Raw genomic sequence first — 19,940 nt, 5'->3', positions numbered from 1 at the left:
AGTGATCACTAGTAAATTAATTGCATTCTTGAGAAATCCGGGCTATGATTTTCCTATCAATCACTCGGAAAGTAAAGTTATGCCACTCACAGACTACCGCACTCTTGGGCGTTCTGGCCTTGTCGTCAGTCCATTTTGCCTGGGGACCATGACTTTTGGCACTGCCCGCTGGGGTTCCGGTGAAGAGGCGTCCCGTGCAGTATTCAATGCTTATGTAGAAGCCGGTGGTAACTTCATTGATACTGCAGATGTCTATTCAAGTGGCCGTAGTGAAGAGATGCTGGGCAGGTTTATTCAAGAGCAATCACTACGAGACCGTGTTGTGCTTGCGACCAAGTCAGGTTTTGCAGATGGGCATGGGCCTCATGCCGGAGGCAACGGGGCAAAGCACATATACGCTGCCCTTGAGCGATCGTTGCGACGCTTGCGCACTGATTACATCGATATGTATTGGGTACACGTTTGGGATTCTGTCACACCGGCAGAAGAGCTGCTTGAGACTATGGCAGCACTTGTCCGTTCAGGCAAAATTCGATATTGGGGCTTGTCTAACACACCAGCCTGGTATATCGCCAAACTGGCGACGCTGGCGCAAGTGCGGGGTTTGCCTGGTCCGATTGCGCTGCAATACTTTTATTCGCTTGCTAACCGTGACATCGAAGATGAGTATGTGCCGATGGCTGCGGAATTTGGTATGGGTATAGTGCCATGGAGTCCACTTGCATTTGGCCTGCTGACGGGGAAATACGACCGTACTGTAGTTGAAGCTTCTGCAACCAGAGCCGGAGGATTGCCACGTGAGGCAGCTAAAGAAGGTGAGCAGAGAGCAGAGGGGGACAAGCGGCTGGATGGTGCCAACCCTTTCGGTGATACCCTCTTCACCGATAAAAATTGGGAAATTGTTGATACGCTAAAGAGGCTTGCCACCGAAACCGGATTGAGCCCAGCGCAAATCGCTCTATCCTGGATCACCGCACAGCGCGGCGTGACATCGACTTTAATGGGGGTAAGCCGGATGGAGCAGGTATCTGCTAACGTAGCAGCCCTGGAAGTCGTTTTGTCGGCGGAACACAGAAAAGTGCTTGATGAAATCAGTGCACCTGAACAAAAAATGCTTTACAGCCTTTTTACTCCTTTGCTTCGCCAGCATGCTGTCTTTGGCGGTAGCACTGTGCGGACCTGGCTTTCGTAAAATATCAAGCCGCCAGATGCCGTGCCTGCCTTTGCGGCAAAGCCTTTGCCACAACTTCCCTGGCAGCTTCTTTTCTGGTCTGTCTTTGTGGTGCCGATGGATCAGCTTTGTTGCCTTGCTTGTGCATGGCTTGCCCGGCATAGTCCTGGGATGCCGCAGCTTGCACTGCCTCACTGCTTGCGCCATGTACTTCCAGCAGCCAATTGTTGACGAGTGCAGCCAGTTTGTCGAGGGCGATGCGGTGCGTTGCATCTGTATTGACGAACAGCCAGTCTGACAAGGCCATGAAGTTTTCAAAGGCAGTGTCTGCCAGTATCAAAGGCAGGCTGTGTGAAAAACGCCCTGAGTTGGCGATCATGTCCCAGTAACGGGCAAAGCGTATCAGTCTTTGCATGTCGCCAAAGGCAATGTCTTTGTTGGCCAGGATGGTGTAAGGCGGTTGCGGGTCAAAAGCCAGTTGATAGGCTTCTGTGTGGCGGATAATCGGTGTGCCGCGCAGGCGTTTCAAGATGCCGAACTGTATCTCATGCGGGCCCAGGGCCACCAGCTTGTTAAAGCCTGCGGCAAAACTCTGCATGGTTTCACCCGGCAAGCCAGCGATCAAATCCACATGCAAATGCGCGTGTGAATGTTCGCACAGCCAGCGTATGTTCTCGGCGGCTTTTTCATTATTTTGCTTGCGGCTGATGAGAGCCTGCACGTCGGTATTAAAACTTTGTATGCCTATCTCGAATTGCAGGCTGCCTTCAGGGAATTTTTGTATGCCTTCTTTCAGGGCGTCTGGCAAATGATCTGGTACCACTTCAAAATGGGCGAATACCGGGTCATGCGGTGCTGCTTCGAGTTTATCGAGAAAGAACTGCATGATCTTCAAGCTGGTTTTGATATTCAGGTTGAAAGTGCGGTCAACAAACTTGAACAGGCGGGCACCACGCTGGTACAGCACTTCCATCTCTTGCAGGAACTGGTCTATATCAAACGGCCAAGCCGTCTTGTCGAGTGCGGACAGACAGAATTCGCATTTGAAGGGGCAGCCGCGTGAAGCCTCGACATACAGGGTGCGGTGACGGATGTCCTGGTCGCTATACAAATGGTAAGGCAATTGTATGTCGGCCATAGGCGGTTGCAGACCCGCATGCACTTTCATCAGTGGTTGCGGGCCATGCAGTATCTGCTGGCACAGGGCAGGGAAACTGACATCACCCCAACCGGTAATCACATAGTCCGCCAGGCGTATGATTTCCTGGTCGCCAGTTTCATGCGATACCTCGGGGCCACCGAGTATCACGACGACATCAGGTGCGACGCGTTTCAGAACAGCGACGATCTGCGTGGTTTCAACAACGTTCCAGATATACACACCAAAGCCGACGATGAATTTTTCACCAGGCTGGCGCAGTGCCAGGATTTTTTCGGCAATATCGGTACTGCGCGCACCGGTAACAAATTCCTGTATCCGCGTGACCGGCTGCAGCTCACCCATATTTGCAAGCAAATAACGCAGCCCCAGTGAAGCATGGGTATAGCGGGCGTTCAGGGTGGTCAGCAGGATAGTCATGGTGCGAAAAGGCGGGAGCAGCTAAAAGTAGCTATTGTACGCCTCAACGGCAGGCATCCTGCCATGATTACTGTGCATCGCCGCGCGATGCCAGACGATCGCGCATATGCTGGTGAAGAAACTTACTTATCTGGCACTGTATGCCTAAGACCTGATTCAGCTATAAATTCGGTCTGTAAATTCAGCCTGTATAGATACTACTTGTGTGCAATTACTAATTACTGCTGATGACAGCATCAGACTCAGTCAGTCAGAGCAGCAGTCAACATAACGATAGTTGCCAGTATTTGAGCAAAAACGATAGCGGTGATCATGTTTATTTCCTTGGTTGATTAAAAACAAGTTCATGATACTGGCTGGAAACTTGTTAATCCAATCACATGATCAGATGTCTGTTATATGAAATGTGAATGTCATTGTTAAGTCATATTCCCAATTCACATGGATGTAATACAACATCCATAGCTCACGGCGAAGCGCGTAGTCGTCGGTATCGCCTGTATCGCATATATATATGGGTTTGCAGTCTGCGCTTTTTCCATCCTTGTCTCATCGCTTTCGCATGTCGTGCAGGATAGTGCCAGTACTAGTCCAGGTTACCTGAGCCAGCCATTCAGCCCTCTTGCCTGCCTTTTTCCCACATCAAATTCTCCGGCGAAAAAAACGTTGAAGAGGTGTTTTTGACACTTCAATCTCCGTTTCCTGCATTTCGTCGCATGCCCCTCGCGGATTGACAGCGCAAGCTCTAAAGTACACACATCAACCAACCACAAAGAGGAAAACGAAATGAAAAACGCAATCAACAACACATTTAAATCTGGCCTGATTCTTTCTACAGCATTGCTGACAGGCGCACTGGCAATCACTGCTGCTTTCACTCAAAGCAAAGCAGAAGCAAGCATGAATGTTGCCAGTATCGCCAGTGTAACGATCTCTGCAAAACGTATGACTGAAGAGCAAAAAATGGCGTATGACGCAACACAAAATGCAATGCAAACTGTGTTGATCAGCGCTAAAAGAATGACTGATGAAGAAAAACTGGCGATGGATGAAGCTGAAAAATTCCAGCGTCAACAAGTGGCACAAAAAGCCGCTCGCAAAAATATCCAGGGCTGATCAGCATGTGTTTTTTGCGCGATAGCAATCGCCAGAAACGCGCGGGATGCCAGAGTCTGCAAGCGGTTTTTTTCTTGACCACAGCCCGTTTTTAAAACAAAGATTTTCTATATTTTCAGGAAGTTTTTGTTTTGAAAATGGGCCAGGAAAATAAATACTAGGCCTCATCCTTTTCCTGTACATGCAGCGCCGTAAAACAGCGCTGCATTTCTGCGTCTGCAGTCAGATGCAGTTCCTCATCGTCGTCACTGATGACAGCGGCATTCACCAGCAATCTTATTTTGCTGATGTCGCCCGCCTGCTTCAACACCAGTCCCAGATCCTGTAATGGACCATCATGGCTGACCTGGTCTTTCAGGGCTTGCATGACGGCATCAGGAAAATCCCATTCCTTGGCAATGCGGTAAGACAGGATATGTGCCATGTGTAAAAAGCGCAGGCGAAATTCTGTCGCCAGCGGCATGACCGGTGCCACCATGATCTGATCGAGGCTGCGAAACGCAATGATCAGGCCGATGTTTTGCACCAGACCGGCCAGGTAGGCATGAAAGCCATCAAGCCCGCGCTCCTGCGCCAGCAGGCGGCAAGCCTGCGCACATTTTTCTGACTGTTCCCAGATCAGCGGTGCAACCACGCAAGTGATACGGCCAGACTGCAGTTGTATCAGCGGGCGGAAAGCCGTGCGCGCAACCAGCAGGCGCAGGCCATTGATGCCGAGCAGGCGTATCGCATTGTCGAGGCTGCTGATCTTGTCTGCCGGGCTGTAATAAGAGCTGTTGACTTCAGTGATGATCTCGGCGACCAGGCTCACATCCCTGCCGATATGGCTGGCCAGTTCATCACCAGAGACATTTTCATTGCGCAGGCTCTTCAACAACTGTGGCAGCACGCTGGGCACGCGCGGGATATGGCGGGCATCGCTAAAGTCTGCCCTGACCAGACGCTCCAGTGCAATCAGCAGTGGTTTATCTGCGCCATGCTGTACCTGCTTGCCATAAGTACCGAGCAGCCAGGGGTAAAACCGCGAATCGACATCAAAGCCAGCTTGCCAGGCCCCTTCTTCGGCGACGATATCTTCAGGTGCGCTGAAGACAGTGGCTGCCTGCAGTGCTTCTGCATCAGCCACAGCAGAACCTATGCCCAGCCGCCGGCATAAATTGCGCAGCAAGCCTAGCACCTTGCCTCCTGCTGGCAGTGGCAAACAAAAACGAAGGGGGACAGCAAGACAGACGCCATCATGTCTGAAGCACTCCTGTAGTGGTTGCCTGCTATATTCGCATAAACCCGGTCTTGCATGCACGCCTGCAACACCTACTTGCCCCGATAATGTTACTTTGCTTTACAAGTTGTTGCATAAATAGACTAGTGCAACTAGCGCCGGATTTTTTAAGATAAGGGCTTATGCTGGTCCCGCCCTGATGTTACGGAGTTTCATGATGCCCAAGCCTGCCGATATGACCACCCCGCCCCGCTACGCCCTGCAAGCGACAGCCGTTTGCCTGGGCTTCTTGCTCGCCTTGCCCCTGATTGCTTCCACTGCGGCCACCGCTGGCAACCTGCGTGACAAAATCATGGAAAGACGGCAGGAAAGAAAAGAGCAGCGGGCAGAGCAGGCTGCTGAAAAAAATGAAATGACTGAGGCAGAAACAACAGACCTGGCACCGCAAGGCCTGCCAGCTGGCACCAAAGTCTTGCGCGATATTGCCTATGGCAGTGACAAGCGCCAGACCATGGACGTCTATCTGCCAGCGAATGCTGCCTCGCAAAAATCCATGCCTGTCATCTTCATGGTGCATGGTGGTGCCTGGAAGATAGGCAGCAAAACCGCGCGTGGCGTGGTCGAGAACAAGGCCGCACACTGGCTGCCCCAGGGTTATATATTCGTCTCTATCAATTACCGCATGTTGCCTGACATCAAACCGCTGGAACAGGCTGACGATGTCGCCAAAGCCCTGGCAACGGCGCAAAGCAAGGCGGCAGAATGGGGCGGGTCGGGCAAGCGCTTCATCATCATGGGCCATTCTGCCGGGGCGCACCTGGTTGCCCTGCTGGCCAGCAATCCATCCATTGCGGCCAGGGCGGGCGCATCTGCCTGGCTGGCGACCATTGCGCTGGACAGTGCTGCCTACGACATCGACAAGATCATGGGACAAAAGCATTACCGCTTCTATGATGAAGCCTTTGGTTCTGATCCCGCTTACTGGCAAGCCAGCTCACCCACTCTGCAATTGAAGCATGCCGCAGCCCCCTTTGTGGCGGTATGCTCCAGTATCAGGCCAGACAAGCCCTGTGTCCAGGCGGGGGTGTTCATCGACAAGGCCAGGTCATTGGGCATGCAGGCGATGCTGTTGCCACAAAGCCTGAGTCATGCTGACATTAATAAAAATCTCGGACTGGATAGTGCGTATACCACCGCTTTAGATAATTTCATCAAACCGCTCGTTGCGGCGCAGACCAGTCCATGACAAGCAAGATCAAGCGCGGTGACATTTACTGGGCCAGCCCCGATGAAGAACGCAGTACCGTCGCTGGCCTGGCACATCCGCATGTAGTCGTACAGGATGATATCTTCAATCAGTCGCGCGTCACTACCACCGTCATATGCGCCCTGACCAGCAATCTGAAACGTGTGACCGAACCGGGTAATGTCATGCTGGAATTGGACGAAGCTGGTCTGGACAAACAAAGCGTGGTCGTAGTGTCGCAGATATCTTCCATCCCTAAAAATCAGCTCGGTGAATTCATAGGTCATTTGTCTGATGAGCGGGTCATGCAGATACTGGCGGGTATCAGGTTTCAGCAAAAGGCTTTTTTCGAAGCCTGATTCTGAACCTGGTGCAAAAATATAAAAGGCGCCGCAATGGCTTACGACCTAGTAGTTGGCAAAAGCAGCAAAGTAAAAGACGCACCGGATATCGTAGGTGGGATAGCGTTTGATGAATTGCCGCAGATTGCCCGTTTATTGAAAAGGGCAGATATTTCCTTTTTACACCGCATTTCCAATCTCTTTGAAGACCAGGCATTTTCTGAAGATGAAATAGAGCAGGCTTTAAGCGCTCTGTTGCCTTTGCTGCTACTCGACTTGCAAGCAGGTGAAAGGCAATGCCTGCAAAAACTGATTGCTGTCCTGACTTATGCAAAATGGAAACAATCATGTCTGTATTGTGTTGCAGATTGATTTTTAAATCTTGTTTCTCATTAGGACTTGAATTGTCCTAATACCAGTCTATGCTGGGTTCCACGACGCTAATCATTTCCGGTTACCCGATTAATTGTCTTGGAGATCAGCAAATGAACACCTCTGCCATTGCCCTGATGGGCGCTGCGCTATTGGGAGCAGTCACTACGCCCATCGCTGCTGAAGGGATTGGCAATGACGCCAGCGGTGCGTGCTGCAATGTTATAGAGTTGCGCCAGTATGTGACTTACCCAGGCAAACGGGATGCATTGATCTCACTGTTTGAGAGGCACTTCATAGAAAGCCAGGAAGAAACCGGCATACGTGTGCTAGGTCAGTTTCGCGATATTAACGATCCTTATCGTTACACCTGGTTGCGTGGCTTTCCCAATATGGAAGCACGCAAGCAGGCACTGACGGATTTTTATTCAGGCCAGACCTGGCAGGCTTACCGCAATGAAGCCAATGCGACCTTGTATGATAACGACGATGTATTATTGCTGCGCCCTGCCTCCGCTGGCAGTGGTTTCAAGCTGGGTTCGCGTACCAGGCCAGCGCCGGATAGTACGGCTCCACGTGGAGGCTTCGTTGTGGCAACGGTTTACCATTTCGCGCAGGAAGTGACGCCAGATTTCATAAGCAAATTCAATGAACGCTTGATGCCCATGTTTGAGCGCCATGGGGCACATATCATGGGACGTTTTGTCACTGAAAAAAGCCGCAATACTTTTGAGCGCCTGCCCGTGCGTGAGAATGTGAATGTGTTTGTCTGGTTTGCTTCCTATGCAGACCGTGCAGCTTATGAAGTCTGTCTGACAAAATTGGCCGGGGACGCGCTGTGGCGGGATCAGGCATTTGCTGACCTGTATAAGTCATTGCAAGGCTGGCCTGAGATCATTATGCTGGAACCTGCGTCACGTTCTATTTTGCCTTAATACCTGATTTTTACAAATTCGCGCACAGCTGGATTAATATGTGCACACTCTTATTTTCAGCGGCATATTGTGATGGTCTTTCTTGCATTTACACGTCAGGGTCTTGATGAATTGATCGCGTTAAATAAGGCATCTGTGTTATCTGTCTGGTGTGGCAGTAATGTTCTGACAGAAGCAGAATACGATGATATGTCAGGCAAGAATATTTCCCGCTTCGTCTATCCATTGGCAAGCCCTGCTGATGCAGACTTTTCAAGCGCGCTGGAAACTATTGCAGATCATCATCCAGGAGAAAAAATCTGGGTAGAGAATCTGTAATAAATTCTCATTATTGGGACTGGTAGTGCATCCCACCCGCCAGATCAACTTCTGCTGTCTTTTCATGCAGGTTCTTGTATAGGCTGCGCAAGAGGCTGCCCTCTTCATCATCCTGCCCGAGGTGCCAGAACATGGCACCTGCCAGCTTGTATTTTTTCAGGTAGGCGACTTTATAAGCGAAGGATTGTTCATCGTCATAGCTGATAAAGATTTTCTTATCCGCGTTATAAATCCACGGCACCTTGGTCTCTTTACTGAAATAGGATTTGTAACCGAGATTGGCCGCCAGCAGTTTTTTGATTTCAGCATAGCCAGGCGTGCGTGGGTCCTTGCGGGCCGTACAGGCATCGCAGCCTGTGAGTAACGTGGGGTCGCCGGTATAAACATCGCCTGCAAGTGTCTGATGGCTTTGATACAGGCCATGGTTTTCCCCGGCTTCTACCGCAAAATAGGCGCGGCCATAAAATGGCAGGCCCAGCACAAGTTTGCTGGCAGGTACTCCGGCACGCAGGTATTGCTGCACCGTCGCATCCACCGTCAATGCCATTGGTGAGGGGAAGCGCTTTTCCAGTTCGGTCGCTGACAAGGCCGGTTTGAATGTCAGCTTGCGCAAGGGGTTGTCATACATGTGCTCAGGTGCGTCACCAAACAGGTGGGCATTATGGTTGGTCTGCTTTTCCCACGCACCATTGAAGTCATAACTCATGAGATTGACATAATCAACCTGCGCTGCAATCTGTGGCAATTGCAGGTAAGTGCGCGCCATACTGAAAGCACCACCGGCCACGGCAATAGAAAGTTGATTACTCTGTCTGGCGCGCCTCAGTTTCAGGCGCATTTCCTTGAGCAGGGCGACAAAATTCTGCGCGTCTTCTGCACGTGGATATTCCCAGTCCAGGTCCAGTCCATCGAAGCCATATTCACGCATGAAAGCCACACAGGAATGCGCGAGTTTTTTGCGGCCTTTAACTGTCGCAGCGGCCTGGCGGTAACGCGCTACCGTGGAGCTGTCATCATTGGTATACGCCCAGCCGCCTATGGAAAATTGCAAACGTAAAGCGGGATTATATTTTTTGAGGCCTTGCAATTCACGAAATATCTTGCTAGCTGCCTGCAGGTTGGTTCCTTCTTCCAGCGCACATTTTCCATCTTCACTTAGCGTCAAAAACGAGAAATTCAAATGCGTGAGCATGCGTGCTTTTTCTGGAGTGATCGCAGAAACAGGAAATGCGGTTTTGCCCTCGTCATAATGATTGATGTCATCCTTGCCGAGTGCGTAATAAGCCATGACCACAGGCTTGCCAACCTCTTTAGCCAGACTGGTAGACGTGGAACATAAGACCAGTATGCCGGACAGGCATGATAGTAAAAGATGTGAGGGGAGTTTGGCGATTTTCATGTTTATAGCATGCAAGCAGGGGCGAAGCTGGTCAACAGGTTTTTATGCGATATCGAATTGAAACATACCACTTGCACTATCAGCTTCTCAGACAGACATACCAGTCCACTAAAATACCAGACTGGTATGGCATACTGTAGTCCTGATTTGAAAGAAAGCCGCATCATGACGACAGAAGAAAGACTGATAGACCTGGAAATACGCCTGACCCGTCAGGATGATCTGGTTGATACTCTGAACACCCAGGTATACCGCCAGCAAAAGAAAATCGATGAACTTGAGGCGCTGTGCGCAGCGATGGCCGCACGCTTAAGGGAAGTGGCAGTGGCTGCCAGCCAGCGTACTGCCGTGGTGGATGAGAGACCGCCGCATTATTGAGAATGTCTGAGGCGAGTGAATCAATCAGGAACTTTGGTACTTGATAAGATAAGCTGCAATCTCAAATTCGTCGCTCCAGCGCAGGCTGGAGCCAAGGGGCGTTTGTCGCATACCGTAGTTTCCAGCATGCGACCAGTACCACGCTACATCACACCAGCAAATCCGCCAGACTACGCGCAATGACTTTGGTGGCTTTGCGCAAATCTTCCAGATTCAAACGCTCATCTGCTCGCTTGGCATGGGATTCCAGCACGGTGCGCGGCCCTGCACCATAAATAACGCCCGGTATGCCTGCTTCCGAGAACAGGCGTACATCGGTATACAAAGGCGTACCCAGTGCCGGAATCGCTTCACCAAATACTGTACCACCATGCTTTTGTATCGCATCCACCAAAGGTGTATTGCCTGGCAGTGGTCTCATGGAGTTTGCCAGCAAGATGCGTTTGACATCGACGCTGATGCCGGGCAGTTCAGCCGCAGTATCGCTGATGACTTTGCGTAAAGTCGCTTCGACTTCTGCCGGATTTTCTTCCGGTATCATGCGGCGGTCCAGCTTGAAGGTCACGCGACCAGGGATGACATTGGTATTGGTACCACCTTCTATCGTCCCCACATTCAGGTAAGGGTGGGTGATGCCTTCTACCTTCGATGTGACTTGTTTGTAGAGCGTGTTTTGTGCATACAGGGCATTCAATATCTTCACCGCAGCCTGCAAGGCATCGACACCAGAGTCAGGGATTGCCGCATGCGCCATCTTGCCATGAACGGTCACTTCCATTTGCAGGCAGCCGTTATGTGCTGTGATGACCTGGTAAGAAAAGCCAGCAGCAATCATCAGGTCAGGCTTGATCAAGTTATGCTTGAGCATCCAGCCCGGGCCGACTTCGCCACCGAATTCTTCATCATACGTAAATAACAACTCCAGTGTGCCTGCTTTGGGTTTTGCAACCGCTTCCAGTGCACGCAGGGCAAAGGTGTAAGTCGAGAAATCGCATTTGCTGACCGCCGTAGCGCGGCCATAGATATTGCCGTTTTCTATTTCACCACTATAAGGGTCTTTGGTCCAGCCTTCACCTGGTGGCACCACGTCACCATGGGCATTCAGCAGCACGGTCTTGCCTGGACCATACTGGCGGCGTACCAGCAGGTTGGTGATGCTTTGCAAGCCGGCCTCTTTGACTTCGCTATCAGGTACTGCATGTTTTTCTGCGCTGATGCCCATGTCCTGCAGCAGATCAGCGGTGCGCTCTGCATGCGGGGTGTTATTGCCGGGTGGCGTGTCAGTTGGTACACGTATCAGTTCTTGCAGGAACTTGACCTGCTCGTCAAAGTGCGCATCTACCCAGGCGTCGAGTTGTTCGTAGTTATTCATGTTTTGTACTTTCTAGATTTTTATTGATTTACTTGGCACCAGCCTGGAACCAGGCACCGACGACTGCACGTTCTTCTTCCGTCATTTGCGTCATATTTCCAATGGGCATGGCCTTCAACTGCACTGCTTGCATATTGACCTTTACCGCATTCTGTTTGATCAGTTCTGGCGTATCGAGCTTGATACCAGCAGGCGCAGTAGCAAAGCCAGGCTGGGTAGGTGCGGCTGAATGGCAAGACGCACAACGCTGCTGGATGATGCCCTGCACTTTAGTGAACTGGGCCTTGTCTGCTTCTGCCGCTGACAGGGCCGGATCAGGCGCTGCTACTTTGGCAGGTGGCTTTGGGGCAATCGCAATCGCCACTGCCAGCAATAAAGTCACGCCAGCCGCAGGATAAGCCCAGTTGGTAATACCCTTGTGGCGCAGGTTGAAAAAGTGACGTATCAACACGCCCGCCGCCATGATGGTCGCCAGCACTAGCCAGTTGTACTCATGGTTATAGGTCATTGCATAATGGTTGCTGATCATGATGAACAGCACCGGCAGAGTGAAGTAATTATTGTGTACGCTGCGCTGCTTGGCTTTCTGGCCGTGGATAGGATCAGGCGATTTACCCTGCTGCATGGCTTCGACCAGTTTGCGCTGGCCGGGGATGATCAGCATCAGCACATTACCTACCATCATCGTGCCTATCATGGCACCAACGTGGATATAGGCGGCACGGCCACTGAGGAATTTCGACAACACGAACGCCGCCGCCACAATGAACACAAACATGATGATACCCAGCAGGCCCTCACGCTTGCCCAGCGGTGAACGGCACAGTAAGTCATACACCGTCCAGCCCACCAGCAGCGTGCCCAGGCCTATGCCTATGGCTTGCCAGCTTGTCAGGTCAGCGACGGACTTGTCTATCATCATCGCAGACGCATTGAAGTAATAGACGATGAACAACATCGCAAAGCCAGACAGCCAGGTGGCATAGGCTTCCCATTTGAACCAGTGCAGTTCTTCTGGCAGTTCTTTGGGGGCGATCAGGTATTTTTGCGGATTATAAAAGCCACCGCCATGCACAGCCCACAATTCACCAGACACGCCCTTGTTGGCTAGTTCAGAACCGGGTTTGGGCGGGCGGATATTGTTATCAAGCCAGACGAAGTAGAAGGATGCACCTATCCATGCGATGCCGGTGATCAGATGCAGCCAGCGGACGATCAGGTTCAGCCACTCAGTGCCATACGCAAGTAAAAAAGCTTCCATGTTTTCTCTCATGTTAGAAGCTCGTCTGCCTCCGCGGGGCTCTTCAGACGAGAGGGATATAAAAATATCCCAAAGTGGTCGCGAACCGAAGCTCCGCTGCGACCGGTGTTATTAAGGAATATACCTTCCCATTATTCACGATGTCAGTGCTAAAAAACCACAAAATGCATCTAACTGCTGTAAATGTCTCCTATTACAGCAGTTAGACCAAGGGCAGGTAAGGCTGAATTATCGAAGTCCAGCATTAATAGCAAAAAACTTGGTGAAGTCTGGTAACGATAAACTTTTTCCCTACAAACTTCATTGAAAACCAAGTATATTAAAAATACAGATTTCGATATACGTTTGAAGACAGGCATCAGCATGGCACAACTACCCAATCATCTCGACCTGCATCTGATACGCATTTTGTATCTTTTGCTCAGTGAGAAAAACGTCTCCCGCGTGGCTTTGAAGCTTAACCAGCCCCAGCCTTCGATTTCTGCCTCGCTACGCAAATTGCGCGAGCTGACTGGTGACCAATTGCTGGTGCGCGGTGGCCGTGGCATGGTGCCTACCCCCCATGGTGAAACCCTGCTCAAGCCTGCCAAACGCATACTCGATGAAACCGAACTCTTGTTTGAACGCAAGGTGCCCTTCGTGGCCCAGCAAGAGAGCAAGACCTTCCACATCGCAGCACCAGATTCCCTGCATGTGCAATTCCTGCCCAGCGTGGTGGAGCGTTTGCGCCGCGAATCACCCAGGAGTCGGATCGTCATTCATGGTCTGGGGGCGGAAGTCGATTATGTGCGCCACCTGTCTGACGGCGACCTTGATCTGGTCATTGCCAACTGGGATGAACCGCCGCAACACTTGCACCTGTCCAAGCTGTTTGAAGACCCCATCGTCTGCGCCATGCGTGCCGACAGCCCCTATGCCAAGCGCACCGGTACTGACGACATGACGCTGGAAGACTATCTGAGCCTGCCGCATGTCGCGCCTTCACAACTCTTGTCCGGCTATCACGGCGTCATCGACGCCCATCTGGAACGTCAGCACCTGCGCCGTAATGTCGTGGTTGAATCGGCCTATTTTGGGCTTATGCCGCATATGTTGGCGCAATCCGACATGGTGCTGACGACAGGCAAGCAATACCTGAGCTTTTATGAAAAAAGCCTGCAACTGAAGACTTTTTCCATCCCCATCAAGTTCCCGCCACTGCGCTTTTACCAGCTCTGGCATGAACGCGTGCATCATTCACCAGAACACAGATGGCTGCGTGAGCAGATCGCCCAGGCAGCCAAATCTTTAATGTCCAAATAAATTGACAGGACTTCCGCAAAACCGCCCCAAAGCGTTGCAGCTCCTCTCCTAGGAGCCGCGTACTAAAGACTGTCTTCGTCGCTGCGGTGCAGTTGGGGTTTCATACAGCATGCTGTATGCCAACGAAACGAACCGCCCTTGCTAGGGCGGTTTCCTAAATGCGTTAGCCTTGTTGGGACAATTTTGCGAAAGCCCTTCGGTTAACTACCGCGGTAAGTCGAGTACGCCCAGGGCGATACCACCAGCGGCACATGGTAATTCTGGCTGGCATCAGCCACGCCAAAAGCCAGGGTAACGCGGTCTATGAACTTGGGACTGGGCAGGTCCACGCCCTGTTTGTCGAAATAATCACCTGCTGCAAATACCAGCTCATACAGGCCGGGCTTCAGGCTGTCTCCTTCCAGCAGGGGCGCATTGCAGCGGCCATCATTATTGGTAGTTTCTGTCTTCAGCAGGATTTTCTCACCTGCATTGACGGCATATAACTCCACCTGCACACCCACGCCGGGTTTGCCAACGGTTATATCCAATACGTGCGTACTGAGCTTTCCCATACTGATCTCCTATATTGATGACTTGAAATGCGCTATCAGCCAAATCTTATACTGCCAGCAGTCTATCAATATACTATCGAAGATATACAGATCATGAAGACAGCAGCACATTGCAAGCCAGAATTGGGCTTAAGCTTCTTCATCATGCCGGGACAACACCGGTCACATTAAAGCATAGGCACAATAATAGGCACATTGCCTGACCAATTATGACGACAACTCTGGACCACTTGAACCACTGTAGGCCGCAAGACTTTGTGCATATCCTGCATGGCATATATGAACATTCCCCCTGGATACCTGAGCGGGCCGCCGCCAGCCGCCCCTTTGCCAGCATCGCGGCTCTCAAGCTGGCCTTGCAAACCGTGGTCAGCCAGGCGACAGAGGCAGAACAATTGGGCCTGATCCGTGCCCACCCCGAATTGGCAGGCAAGGCCGCCATCGCCGGAGAGTTGACGGCAGAATCAACAGGTGAACAGGCCAAGGCAGGCCTGACCAATTGCAGCCCTGAAGAATTTGCAATACTGCATAAACTCAATGCCGACTACAACAGCAAGTTTGGCTTCCCCTTCATCCTCGCCGTCAAAGGGCCAGATGGCAAGGGCTTTACGCGGGAAGCCATCATCGCCACCTTCCAGCGCCGCTTCAAAAACCAGCGCGCAGACGAATTGGCAGAATGCCTGCGCCAGATAGGTCGCATTGCTGAGCTACGCCTGAATGATTTGCTCGAACACACTCTGCAATTTGGCAACACCATCATGCAATGGTCAGAAACCCTGGCCGCCTGGAGCGATGATGAAGACGGCCTGACCTGCGCCTACATGACAGCCGCGCACCAAAAAACCGCAGAGCAACTGGCGGCCTGGATGCGCGAAGCAGGTATGCATGCGCATATCGATGCCGTCGGCAACGTGGTAGGCCGCTACCTGTCTGATGCGACCGATGCCAAGACCCTGCTGACCGGTTCCCACTATGACACCGTCTGCAATGGTGGCAAATACGATGGCCGTGAAGGCATCCTGCTACCCATCGCTATTGTTAAATACCTGAACGAGAGAAATGAAAAACTGCCCTTCAATTTCGAAATCATAGGCTTTTCTGAAGAAGAAGGCGTGCGCTTCAAAAGCACTTTCCTGGGCAGTAATGCTGTCATCGGCCAGTTTGACCTGGCCTTGCTGGACAAGACCGATGCAGACGGCATCAGCATGCGTGAAGCGCTGACTGCTGCCGGGCATGATGTCAAACAAATCCCCGCGATAGCGCGTGACCCTGCACAAATCCTGGGCTATGTAGAAGTGCATATAGAACAGGGCCCGGTCTTGCTGGGCCGTGACCTGCCGGTGGGCATCGTCACTTCCATCGCTGGAAGTTGCCGTTATCAGGTGCAACTCAAAGGAGTTGCCAGCCACGCCGGCACCACACCCATGAGCATGCGCAAGGACGCTGCCACTGCCGCCGCAGAAATCATTTTGTATGTAGAACAGCGTTGCGCCAATGGCACGTCCCTGGTAGGGACAGTGGGCCAGTTACAGGTGCCACATGGTTCGGTCAATGTGATACCCGGGTCCTGCAATCTGTCACTGGATATCCGTGCCGCTGACGATGCCACCCGCGATGCTGCGGTAAATGACATCCTGGCTAAGATAGAAGCCATCTGCCAGCAGCGCAATATCGAAGTGAACATAGTCAAAGCCGTATCCGCCCCGGCAGCCCCCTGCGCCCCATGGCTGATGCAGCAACTGGCAGCAGCCACGCAAAGGGCAGGTTTGCCCGCTTTTGAATTGCCATCAGGCGCAGGCCATGATGCCATGGCGATAGCCAAGATGACCGATGTGGCAATGTTGTTCACACGCTGCGGCAACGGTGGCATCAGCCACAACCCACTGGAAACCATGAGCGCCGACGACGCAGAAGTCTCGGCACAAATCTTGCTCGATTTTTTAAGGAATTTTAAGGAAAAATCCTAAGACCGAAAAGATCAACACAGAGTGAAACAGAGGAAGGGCAGATTCATTTGTGTATTTTCTCAATAAATGTTCTAAAGATTTTCTCTGTGCCCCTCTGTGTCTCCGTGCCTCTGTGTTGAGAGGTCTAGTTTTTCAGTTCAACAAACCAGGATTTCTGGCGCCACTTTCAGTATTGCCTGCATCAGCTTCGCAATGAAGACCTGATGCAGGACCAAGACTGAGCTTGAGCCTGCTGCCATGTTTGCGGTGCTTATCGCTACATGGTTTGAGGCGACGCAAGAATATGCTTTCACCGGCATTTTTTTACGACGCAGATCAATCCTGACGAGATACATTCTTCCAGATCATGGGGGATGCACTTCGTCAGGCAGCAGTAAAAAGCGCAGTCGGACACTATGTTTCGGCTGTATTTGTAGCCGCTGTTCCTGACGACACCATCGTCAGGAAGGCAAACCAGGAGTCTTGCACATGATGCATTCTTCCGTCATCCCGATTACCAGTCGCTTAAATTTTTAGCAGCTCAGTATGTGCATTTTCAGCCATCACTGACAAAAAATTCCGTCAGAGAACCCAGCAGTGATGTGTCAAAAAAACCAAACCATCAAGCAAGGAAGAGACGATGCAAACAGCGATACACCCGGTAGATGAAAAGCTACCAGCAGCAAAATTATTCACTCTGGGCATACAACACGTGCTGGTGATGTATGCCGGGGCGATAGCCGTGCCTCTCATTATCGGCGGTGCCCTGCACCTACCCAAAGACCAGATAGCCTTCCTCATCAATGCCGATTTATTCTGTTGCGGCCTGGTGACCCTGATACAAGCCCTGGGTATCTGGAAGTTTGGCATACGCATGCCTGTCATGATGGGCGTCACCTTTGCGGCAGTTGGTCCCATGGTGGCAATGGCGGGCAACCCCAGCCTGGGCATACTCAGCATTTATGGGGCTGTCATCGCCTCCGGTATTTTTGGTCTCATCATTACGCCCTTCATGAGCCGGGCTGTCAGGTTTTTTCCTCCTGTCGTTACCGGCACCATCATCACCGTCATCGGCATTACCCTCATGCGTGTGGGCATCAACTGGGCAGCGGGCGGGCAACCGATGATCTTTGATGCGGCCAGCAAATCCATGCAGCCCAATCCCAATTATGGTGCGCCTGAAAACCTGGCGATTGCCTTTTTTGTGCTGGTCGCCATCATGCTCATGACACGTTATTTGCGCGGCTTCCTGAGCAATATCTCGGTCTTGCTTGGCATGGTGCTGGGCTTTGTCGTCTCGCTGGTCTTGGGCAAGGTCAGTTTTGATGGTCTGGGCGAAGCTGGCTGGTTTGCCTTCATCATGCCCTTCCAGTATGGCATGCCGACTTTTGACCTCGGTGCCATCATAGGCATGTGCCTGGTCATGATAGTCACCATGGTGGAATCAACAGGCATGTTCCTCGCCCTGTCTGAGCTTACCGGCAAACGCATCAGCAATGAAGAACTGGCAAATGGCTTGCGGGCCGACAGCCTGGGCACGGTCATCGGTGGTGTTTTCAATACCTTTCCTTATACCTCGTTTTCACAAAACATAGGCCTGGTCGGTGTCACTGGTGTGCGCAGCCGTTATGTCTGCGCGGCTGCGGGCGTGATACTGGTAGCGTTTGGCATGTTCCCCAAAATGGCACATGTGGCGGCATCGATACCTGTGTATGTACTCGGTGGTGCAGGCATAGTCATGTTTGGCATGGTAGCCGCCACCGGTATCAAGATACTCGGCAATGCTGGTCTCAATCACCAGCGTCATAACCTGTTCATCGTTGCCGTCAGCATAGGTGCAGGCATGATACCGCTTGTAGCACCGCAGTTTTTCTCGCACTTGCCGCACTGGCTGGGCACGATAGTCGATAGCGGCATTTTGCTGGCCACCATCGCGGCAGTGATGCTCAATCTGTTTTTCAACGGTCAGGGTACGGAGTCTGAAGCCAAGGCGTTTGCCATGGCGGCGGCTCACAGCTCCGACCATTAATTTTCTCTGTTAATTTATTTGTTATTTTATTTGCTATGGCCAGCTTACTTATCAAAAATGCCCGCGTTGTCGTCACCATGGACGACACGCGCCGTGAAATCAGCAATGGTGCGGTATATATCATCGACAATGTCATCGCTGAGGTGGGCCCAAGTGCAGACTTGCCGCACACCGCCGATGAAGTCATCGATGCGACTGACCATGTCGTCATGCCCGGCCTCATCAATACCCATCACCATATGTACCAAAGCCTCACGCGCGTCATACCGGCGGCGCAAAATGGGGAGCTGTTCAACTGGCTGACCAACCTCTACCCTATCTGGGCCAACCTGACACCAGAAATGGTGCAGGTTTCCACCCAGGCCGCGATGGCAGAGCTGATCTTGTCTGGCTGCACCACCAGCAGCGACCATCTCTACATTTACCCAAATGGCTGCCAGCTGGATCACAGCCTGCAGGCAGCGCAAGAGATAGGCATGCGCTTTCATGCGGCGCGTGGCTCCATGAGCGTAGGCCAGTCAAAAGGCGGCCTACCACCAGACCGCGTGGTGGAAGACGAGGCCAGCATACTGCGCGACACCCAGCGCCTGATAGAGACTTATCACGACAGCAGCCGCCACGCCATGCAGCGCATCGTCGTTGCACCCTGCTCGCCATTTTCTGTCTCGCGCGATCTCATGCGCGAATCAGCAAAACTGGCGCGCAGTTATGGGGTATCGCTGCATACCCATCTGGCAGAAAATGCCAATGACATTGCCTACAGCCGCGAGAAATTCAATATGACCCCGGCAGAATATGCCGGAGACTGCGGCTGGGTAGGCCATGATGTCTGGCATGCGCACTGCGTGCAACTCGATGATGATGGCATCTATATGTTCGCCCGCACAGGCACTGGCATTGCCCATTGCCCCTGCTCGAATATGCGCCTGGCGTCTGGCATCGCACCCATACGCAAGATGCTGGATGCCGGTGTCAGCGTTGGCCTCGGTGTCGATGGCTGCGCCTCAAATGATTCCGGCCACATGCTGGGTGAAGTCAGGCAAGCCATGCTCTTGCAGCGCGTGGGTTTTGGGCCTGATGCGATGACAGCCCGGCAGGCGCTGGAAGTGGCTACCCTGGGTGGTGCCAAGGTACTTAACCGCGAAGACATAGGCGCACTCAAACCCGGTATGTCGGCAGACATCGTCATGTTCAACCTGAAGCAGATAGGCTATGCCGGAGCCTGGCATGACCCGGTCGCGGCTCTGGTTTTTTGCACGCCTTCAGATGTGGCCTACAGCATCATCAATGGCCGTGTCGTGGTGCGTGATGGACAAATAACTTCTATAGATTTACCAGTAGTGATGGAAAGACATAATCGTCTTGCCCATCAACTCGCTGAGGCAGCACGCTGAGTTGATCT

At 52.0% G+C, this 19,940-nt stretch carries 18 protein-coding genes; 12 read left to right on the top strand and 6 right to left on the bottom strand.

Translation table 11 applies throughout. The features are described 5' to 3' along the window. The first annotated feature begins 1 nt into the window (after position 1). Positions 2–1,192 carry an aldo/keto reductase gene (locus tag ACO0LL_RS26775; RefSeq protein ID WP_422953868.1) on the top strand — a complete coding sequence of 397 codons (1,191 nt, stop codon included), beginning with the start codon at positions 2–4 and terminating at the stop codon, positions 1,190–1,192. 4 nt (positions 1,193–1,196) lie between these two features. Here the strand turns inward: ACO0LL_RS26775 and ACO0LL_RS26770 are convergent, their stop codons facing one another. Continuing rightward, positions 1,197–2,750: a DUF4080 domain-containing protein gene (locus ACO0LL_RS26770; protein WP_422953867.1), complete on the bottom strand. Its 1,554-nt coding sequence runs from the start codon at positions 2,748–2,750 to the stop codon at positions 1,197–1,199. A 786-nt stretch (positions 2,751–3,536) separates the two neighbouring features. Between ACO0LL_RS26770 and ACO0LL_RS26765 the strand changes: the two genes are divergently transcribed. Continuing rightward, positions 3,537–3,866 carry a hypothetical protein gene (locus ACO0LL_RS26765; protein ID WP_422953866.1) on the top strand — a complete coding sequence of 110 codons (330 nt, stop codon included), beginning with the start codon at positions 3,537–3,539 and terminating at the stop codon, positions 3,864–3,866. 157 nt (positions 3,867–4,023) lie between these two features. Here ACO0LL_RS26765 and ACO0LL_RS26760 read toward each other — a convergent pair whose 3' ends face one another. Next, entirely contained in the window at positions 4,024–5,043 is a 1,020-nt protein-coding gene (locus ACO0LL_RS26760; protein WP_422953865.1) for an HDOD domain-containing protein, read from the bottom strand. A gap of 259 nt (positions 5,044–5,302) precedes the next feature. Here ACO0LL_RS26760 and ACO0LL_RS26755 point away from each other — a divergent pair, with 259 nt between their 5' ends. The 5 genes from ACO0LL_RS26755 to ACO0LL_RS26735 all read left to right on the top strand — a co-directional run bounded on the left by ACO0LL_RS26755 (position 5,303) and on the right by ACO0LL_RS26735 (position 8,297). Continuing rightward, positions 5,303–6,331, top strand: a complete 1,029-nt coding sequence (locus ACO0LL_RS26755; protein WP_422953864.1) for an alpha/beta hydrolase — start codon at positions 5,303–5,305, stop codon at positions 6,329–6,331. Further along, positions 6,328–6,690: a type II toxin-antitoxin system PemK/MazF family toxin gene (locus tag ACO0LL_RS26750; protein ID WP_422953863.1), complete on the top strand. Its 363-nt coding sequence runs from the start codon at positions 6,328–6,330 to the stop codon at positions 6,688–6,690. Before ACO0LL_RS26755 ends, ACO0LL_RS26750 begins: the two co-directional genes overlap by 4 nt. 36 nt (positions 6,691–6,726) lie before the next feature. Further along, complete coding sequence (locus ACO0LL_RS26745; RefSeq protein ID WP_422953862.1) at positions 6,727–7,044, top strand: hypothetical protein; 318 nt, start codon at positions 6,727–6,729, stop codon at positions 7,042–7,044. A 113-nt stretch (positions 7,045–7,157) separates the two neighbouring features. After that, positions 7,158–7,979 carry an NIPSNAP family protein gene (locus ACO0LL_RS26740; RefSeq protein ID WP_422953861.1) on the top strand — a complete coding sequence of 274 codons (822 nt, stop codon included), beginning with the start codon at positions 7,158–7,160 and terminating at the stop codon, positions 7,977–7,979. 72 nt (positions 7,980–8,051) lie between these two features. Then, on the top strand, positions 8,052–8,297 hold the full coding sequence (locus ACO0LL_RS26735; protein ID WP_422953860.1) for a hypothetical protein: 246 nt from the start codon (positions 8,052–8,054) through the stop codon (positions 8,295–8,297). Between the two features lie 10 nt (positions 8,298–8,307). Here the strand turns inward: ACO0LL_RS26735 and ACO0LL_RS26730 are convergent, their stop codons facing one another. Beyond that, positions 8,308–9,696: a glycoside hydrolase family 18 protein gene (locus ACO0LL_RS26730; RefSeq protein WP_422953859.1), complete on the bottom strand. Its 1,389-nt coding sequence runs from the start codon at positions 9,694–9,696 to the stop codon at positions 8,308–8,310. A gap of 126 nt (positions 9,697–9,822) precedes the next feature. On the opposite strand from ACO0LL_RS26730, the gene ACO0LL_RS26725 reads away from it, so the two are divergent. Then, positions 9,823–10,074 (top strand): SlyX family protein, encoded by a 252-nt coding sequence (locus ACO0LL_RS26725; protein WP_422953858.1) that lies wholly within the window; start codon positions 9,823–9,825, stop codon positions 10,072–10,074. Positions 10,075–10,222: 148 nt separating this feature from the next. On the opposite strand, the gene ACO0LL_RS26720 is transcribed toward ACO0LL_RS26725, so the two are convergent. Both ACO0LL_RS26720 and ACO0LL_RS26715 read right to left on the bottom strand, forming a co-directional pair. Then, complete coding sequence (locus tag ACO0LL_RS26720) at positions 10,223–11,446, bottom strand: M20 family metallopeptidase (protein WP_422953857.1); 1,224 nt, start codon at positions 11,444–11,446, stop codon at positions 10,223–10,225. A 28-nt stretch (positions 11,447–11,474) separates the two neighbouring features. Next, on the bottom strand, positions 11,475–12,707 hold the full coding sequence (locus tag ACO0LL_RS26715; RefSeq protein ID WP_422953856.1) for a urate hydroxylase PuuD: 1,233 nt from the start codon (positions 12,705–12,707) through the stop codon (positions 11,475–11,477). A 363-nt stretch (positions 12,708–13,070) separates the two neighbouring features. Between ACO0LL_RS26715 and ACO0LL_RS26710 the strand changes: the two genes are divergently transcribed. Then, positions 13,071–14,009 carry a LysR family transcriptional regulator gene (locus ACO0LL_RS26710; RefSeq protein WP_422953855.1) on the top strand — a complete coding sequence of 313 codons (939 nt, stop codon included), beginning with the start codon at positions 13,071–13,073 and terminating at the stop codon, positions 14,007–14,009. A 200-nt stretch (positions 14,010–14,209) separates the two neighbouring features. Here ACO0LL_RS26710 and uraH read toward each other — a convergent pair whose 3' ends face one another. Next, positions 14,210–14,563, bottom strand: coding sequence for a hydroxyisourate hydrolase (uraH, locus tag ACO0LL_RS26705; protein WP_422953854.1), 354 nt, complete (start codon positions 14,561–14,563; stop codon positions 14,210–14,212). Positions 14,564–14,772: 209 nt separating this feature from the next. On the opposite strand from uraH, the gene ACO0LL_RS26700 reads away from it, so the two are divergent. From ACO0LL_RS26700 to ACO0LL_RS26690, 3 genes are all read left to right on the top strand, one after another. Then, entirely contained in the window at positions 14,773–16,530 is a 1,758-nt protein-coding gene (locus tag ACO0LL_RS26700; RefSeq protein WP_422953853.1) for an allantoate amidohydrolase, read from the top strand. Between the two features lie 619 nt (positions 16,531–17,149). Further along, positions 17,150–18,538: a nucleobase:cation symporter-2 family protein gene (locus ACO0LL_RS26695; RefSeq protein ID WP_422953852.1), complete on the top strand. Its 1,389-nt coding sequence runs from the start codon at positions 17,150–17,152 to the stop codon at positions 18,536–18,538. A gap of 35 nt (positions 18,539–18,573) precedes the next feature. Next, positions 18,574–19,932, top strand: coding sequence for an 8-oxoguanine deaminase (locus ACO0LL_RS26690; protein WP_422953851.1), 1,359 nt, complete (start codon positions 18,574–18,576; stop codon positions 19,930–19,932). The last annotated feature ends 8 nt before the right edge of the window (positions 19,933–19,940 follow it).

Origin of the sequence: Undibacterium sp. TC4M20W (genome assembly GCF_049340245.1) — a bacterium.
In the GTDB taxonomy this organism is placed as follows: Bacteria; Pseudomonadota; Gammaproteobacteria; order Burkholderiales; family Burkholderiaceae_D; genus Undibacterium.
Note: the sequence above shows the minus strand (reverse complement) of the source record. Positions and strands in the feature narration are given on the sequence as shown.

What these genes read in the sequence shown, in the direction of transcription:
- ACO0LL_RS26735 (WP_422953860.1), top strand. Translation starts at nt 8,052, where the DNA reads ATGGTCTTTCTTGCATTTACACGTCAGGGTCTTGATGAATTGATCGCG.
- ACO0LL_RS26725 (WP_422953858.1), top strand. Translation starts at nt 9,823, where the DNA reads ATGGCATACTGTAGTCCTGATTTGAAAGAAAGCCGCATCATGACGACA.
- ACO0LL_RS26710 (WP_422953855.1), top strand. Translation starts at nt 13,071, where the DNA reads ATGGCACAACTACCCAATCATCTCGACCTGCATCTGATACGCATTTTG.
- ACO0LL_RS26750 (WP_422953863.1), top strand. Translation starts at nt 6,328, where the DNA reads ATGACAAGCAAGATCAAGCGCGGTGACATTTACTGGGCCAGCCCCGAT.
- ACO0LL_RS26745 (WP_422953862.1), top strand. Translation starts at nt 6,727, where the DNA reads ATGGCTTACGACCTAGTAGTTGGCAAAAGCAGCAAAGTAAAAGACGCA.
- ACO0LL_RS26700 (WP_422953853.1), top strand. Translation starts at nt 14,773, where the DNA reads ATGACGACAACTCTGGACCACTTGAACCACTGTAGGCCGCAAGACTTT.
- ACO0LL_RS26695 (WP_422953852.1), top strand. Translation starts at nt 17,150, where the DNA reads ATGCAAACAGCGATACACCCGGTAGATGAAAAGCTACCAGCAGCAAAA.
- ACO0LL_RS26715 (WP_422953856.1), bottom strand. Translation starts at nt 12,707, where the DNA reads ATGGAAGCTTTTTTACTTGCGTATGGCACTGAGTGGCTGAACCTGATC.
- ACO0LL_RS26740 (WP_422953861.1), top strand. Translation starts at nt 7,158, where the DNA reads ATGAACACCTCTGCCATTGCCCTGATGGGCGCTGCGCTATTGGGAGCA.
- ACO0LL_RS26755 (WP_422953864.1), top strand. Translation starts at nt 5,303, where the DNA reads ATGCCCAAGCCTGCCGATATGACCACCCCGCCCCGCTACGCCCTGCAA.
- ACO0LL_RS26765 (WP_422953866.1), top strand. Translation starts at nt 3,537, where the DNA reads ATGAAAAACGCAATCAACAACACATTTAAATCTGGCCTGATTCTTTCT.
- ACO0LL_RS26690 (WP_422953851.1), top strand. Translation starts at nt 18,574, where the DNA reads ATGGCCAGCTTACTTATCAAAAATGCCCGCGTTGTCGTCACCATGGAC.
- ACO0LL_RS26720 (WP_422953857.1), bottom strand. Translation starts at nt 11,446, where the DNA reads ATGAATAACTACGAACAACTCGACGCCTGGGTAGATGCGCACTTTGAC.
- ACO0LL_RS26730 (WP_422953859.1), bottom strand. Translation starts at nt 9,696, where the DNA reads ATGAAAATCGCCAAACTCCCCTCACATCTTTTACTATCATGCCTGTCC.
- uraH (WP_422953854.1), bottom strand. Translation starts at nt 14,563, where the DNA reads ATGGGAAAGCTCAGTACGCACGTATTGGATATAACCGTTGGCAAACCC.
- ACO0LL_RS26770 (WP_422953867.1), bottom strand. Translation starts at nt 2,750, where the DNA reads ATGACTATCCTGCTGACCACCCTGAACGCCCGCTATACCCATGCTTCA.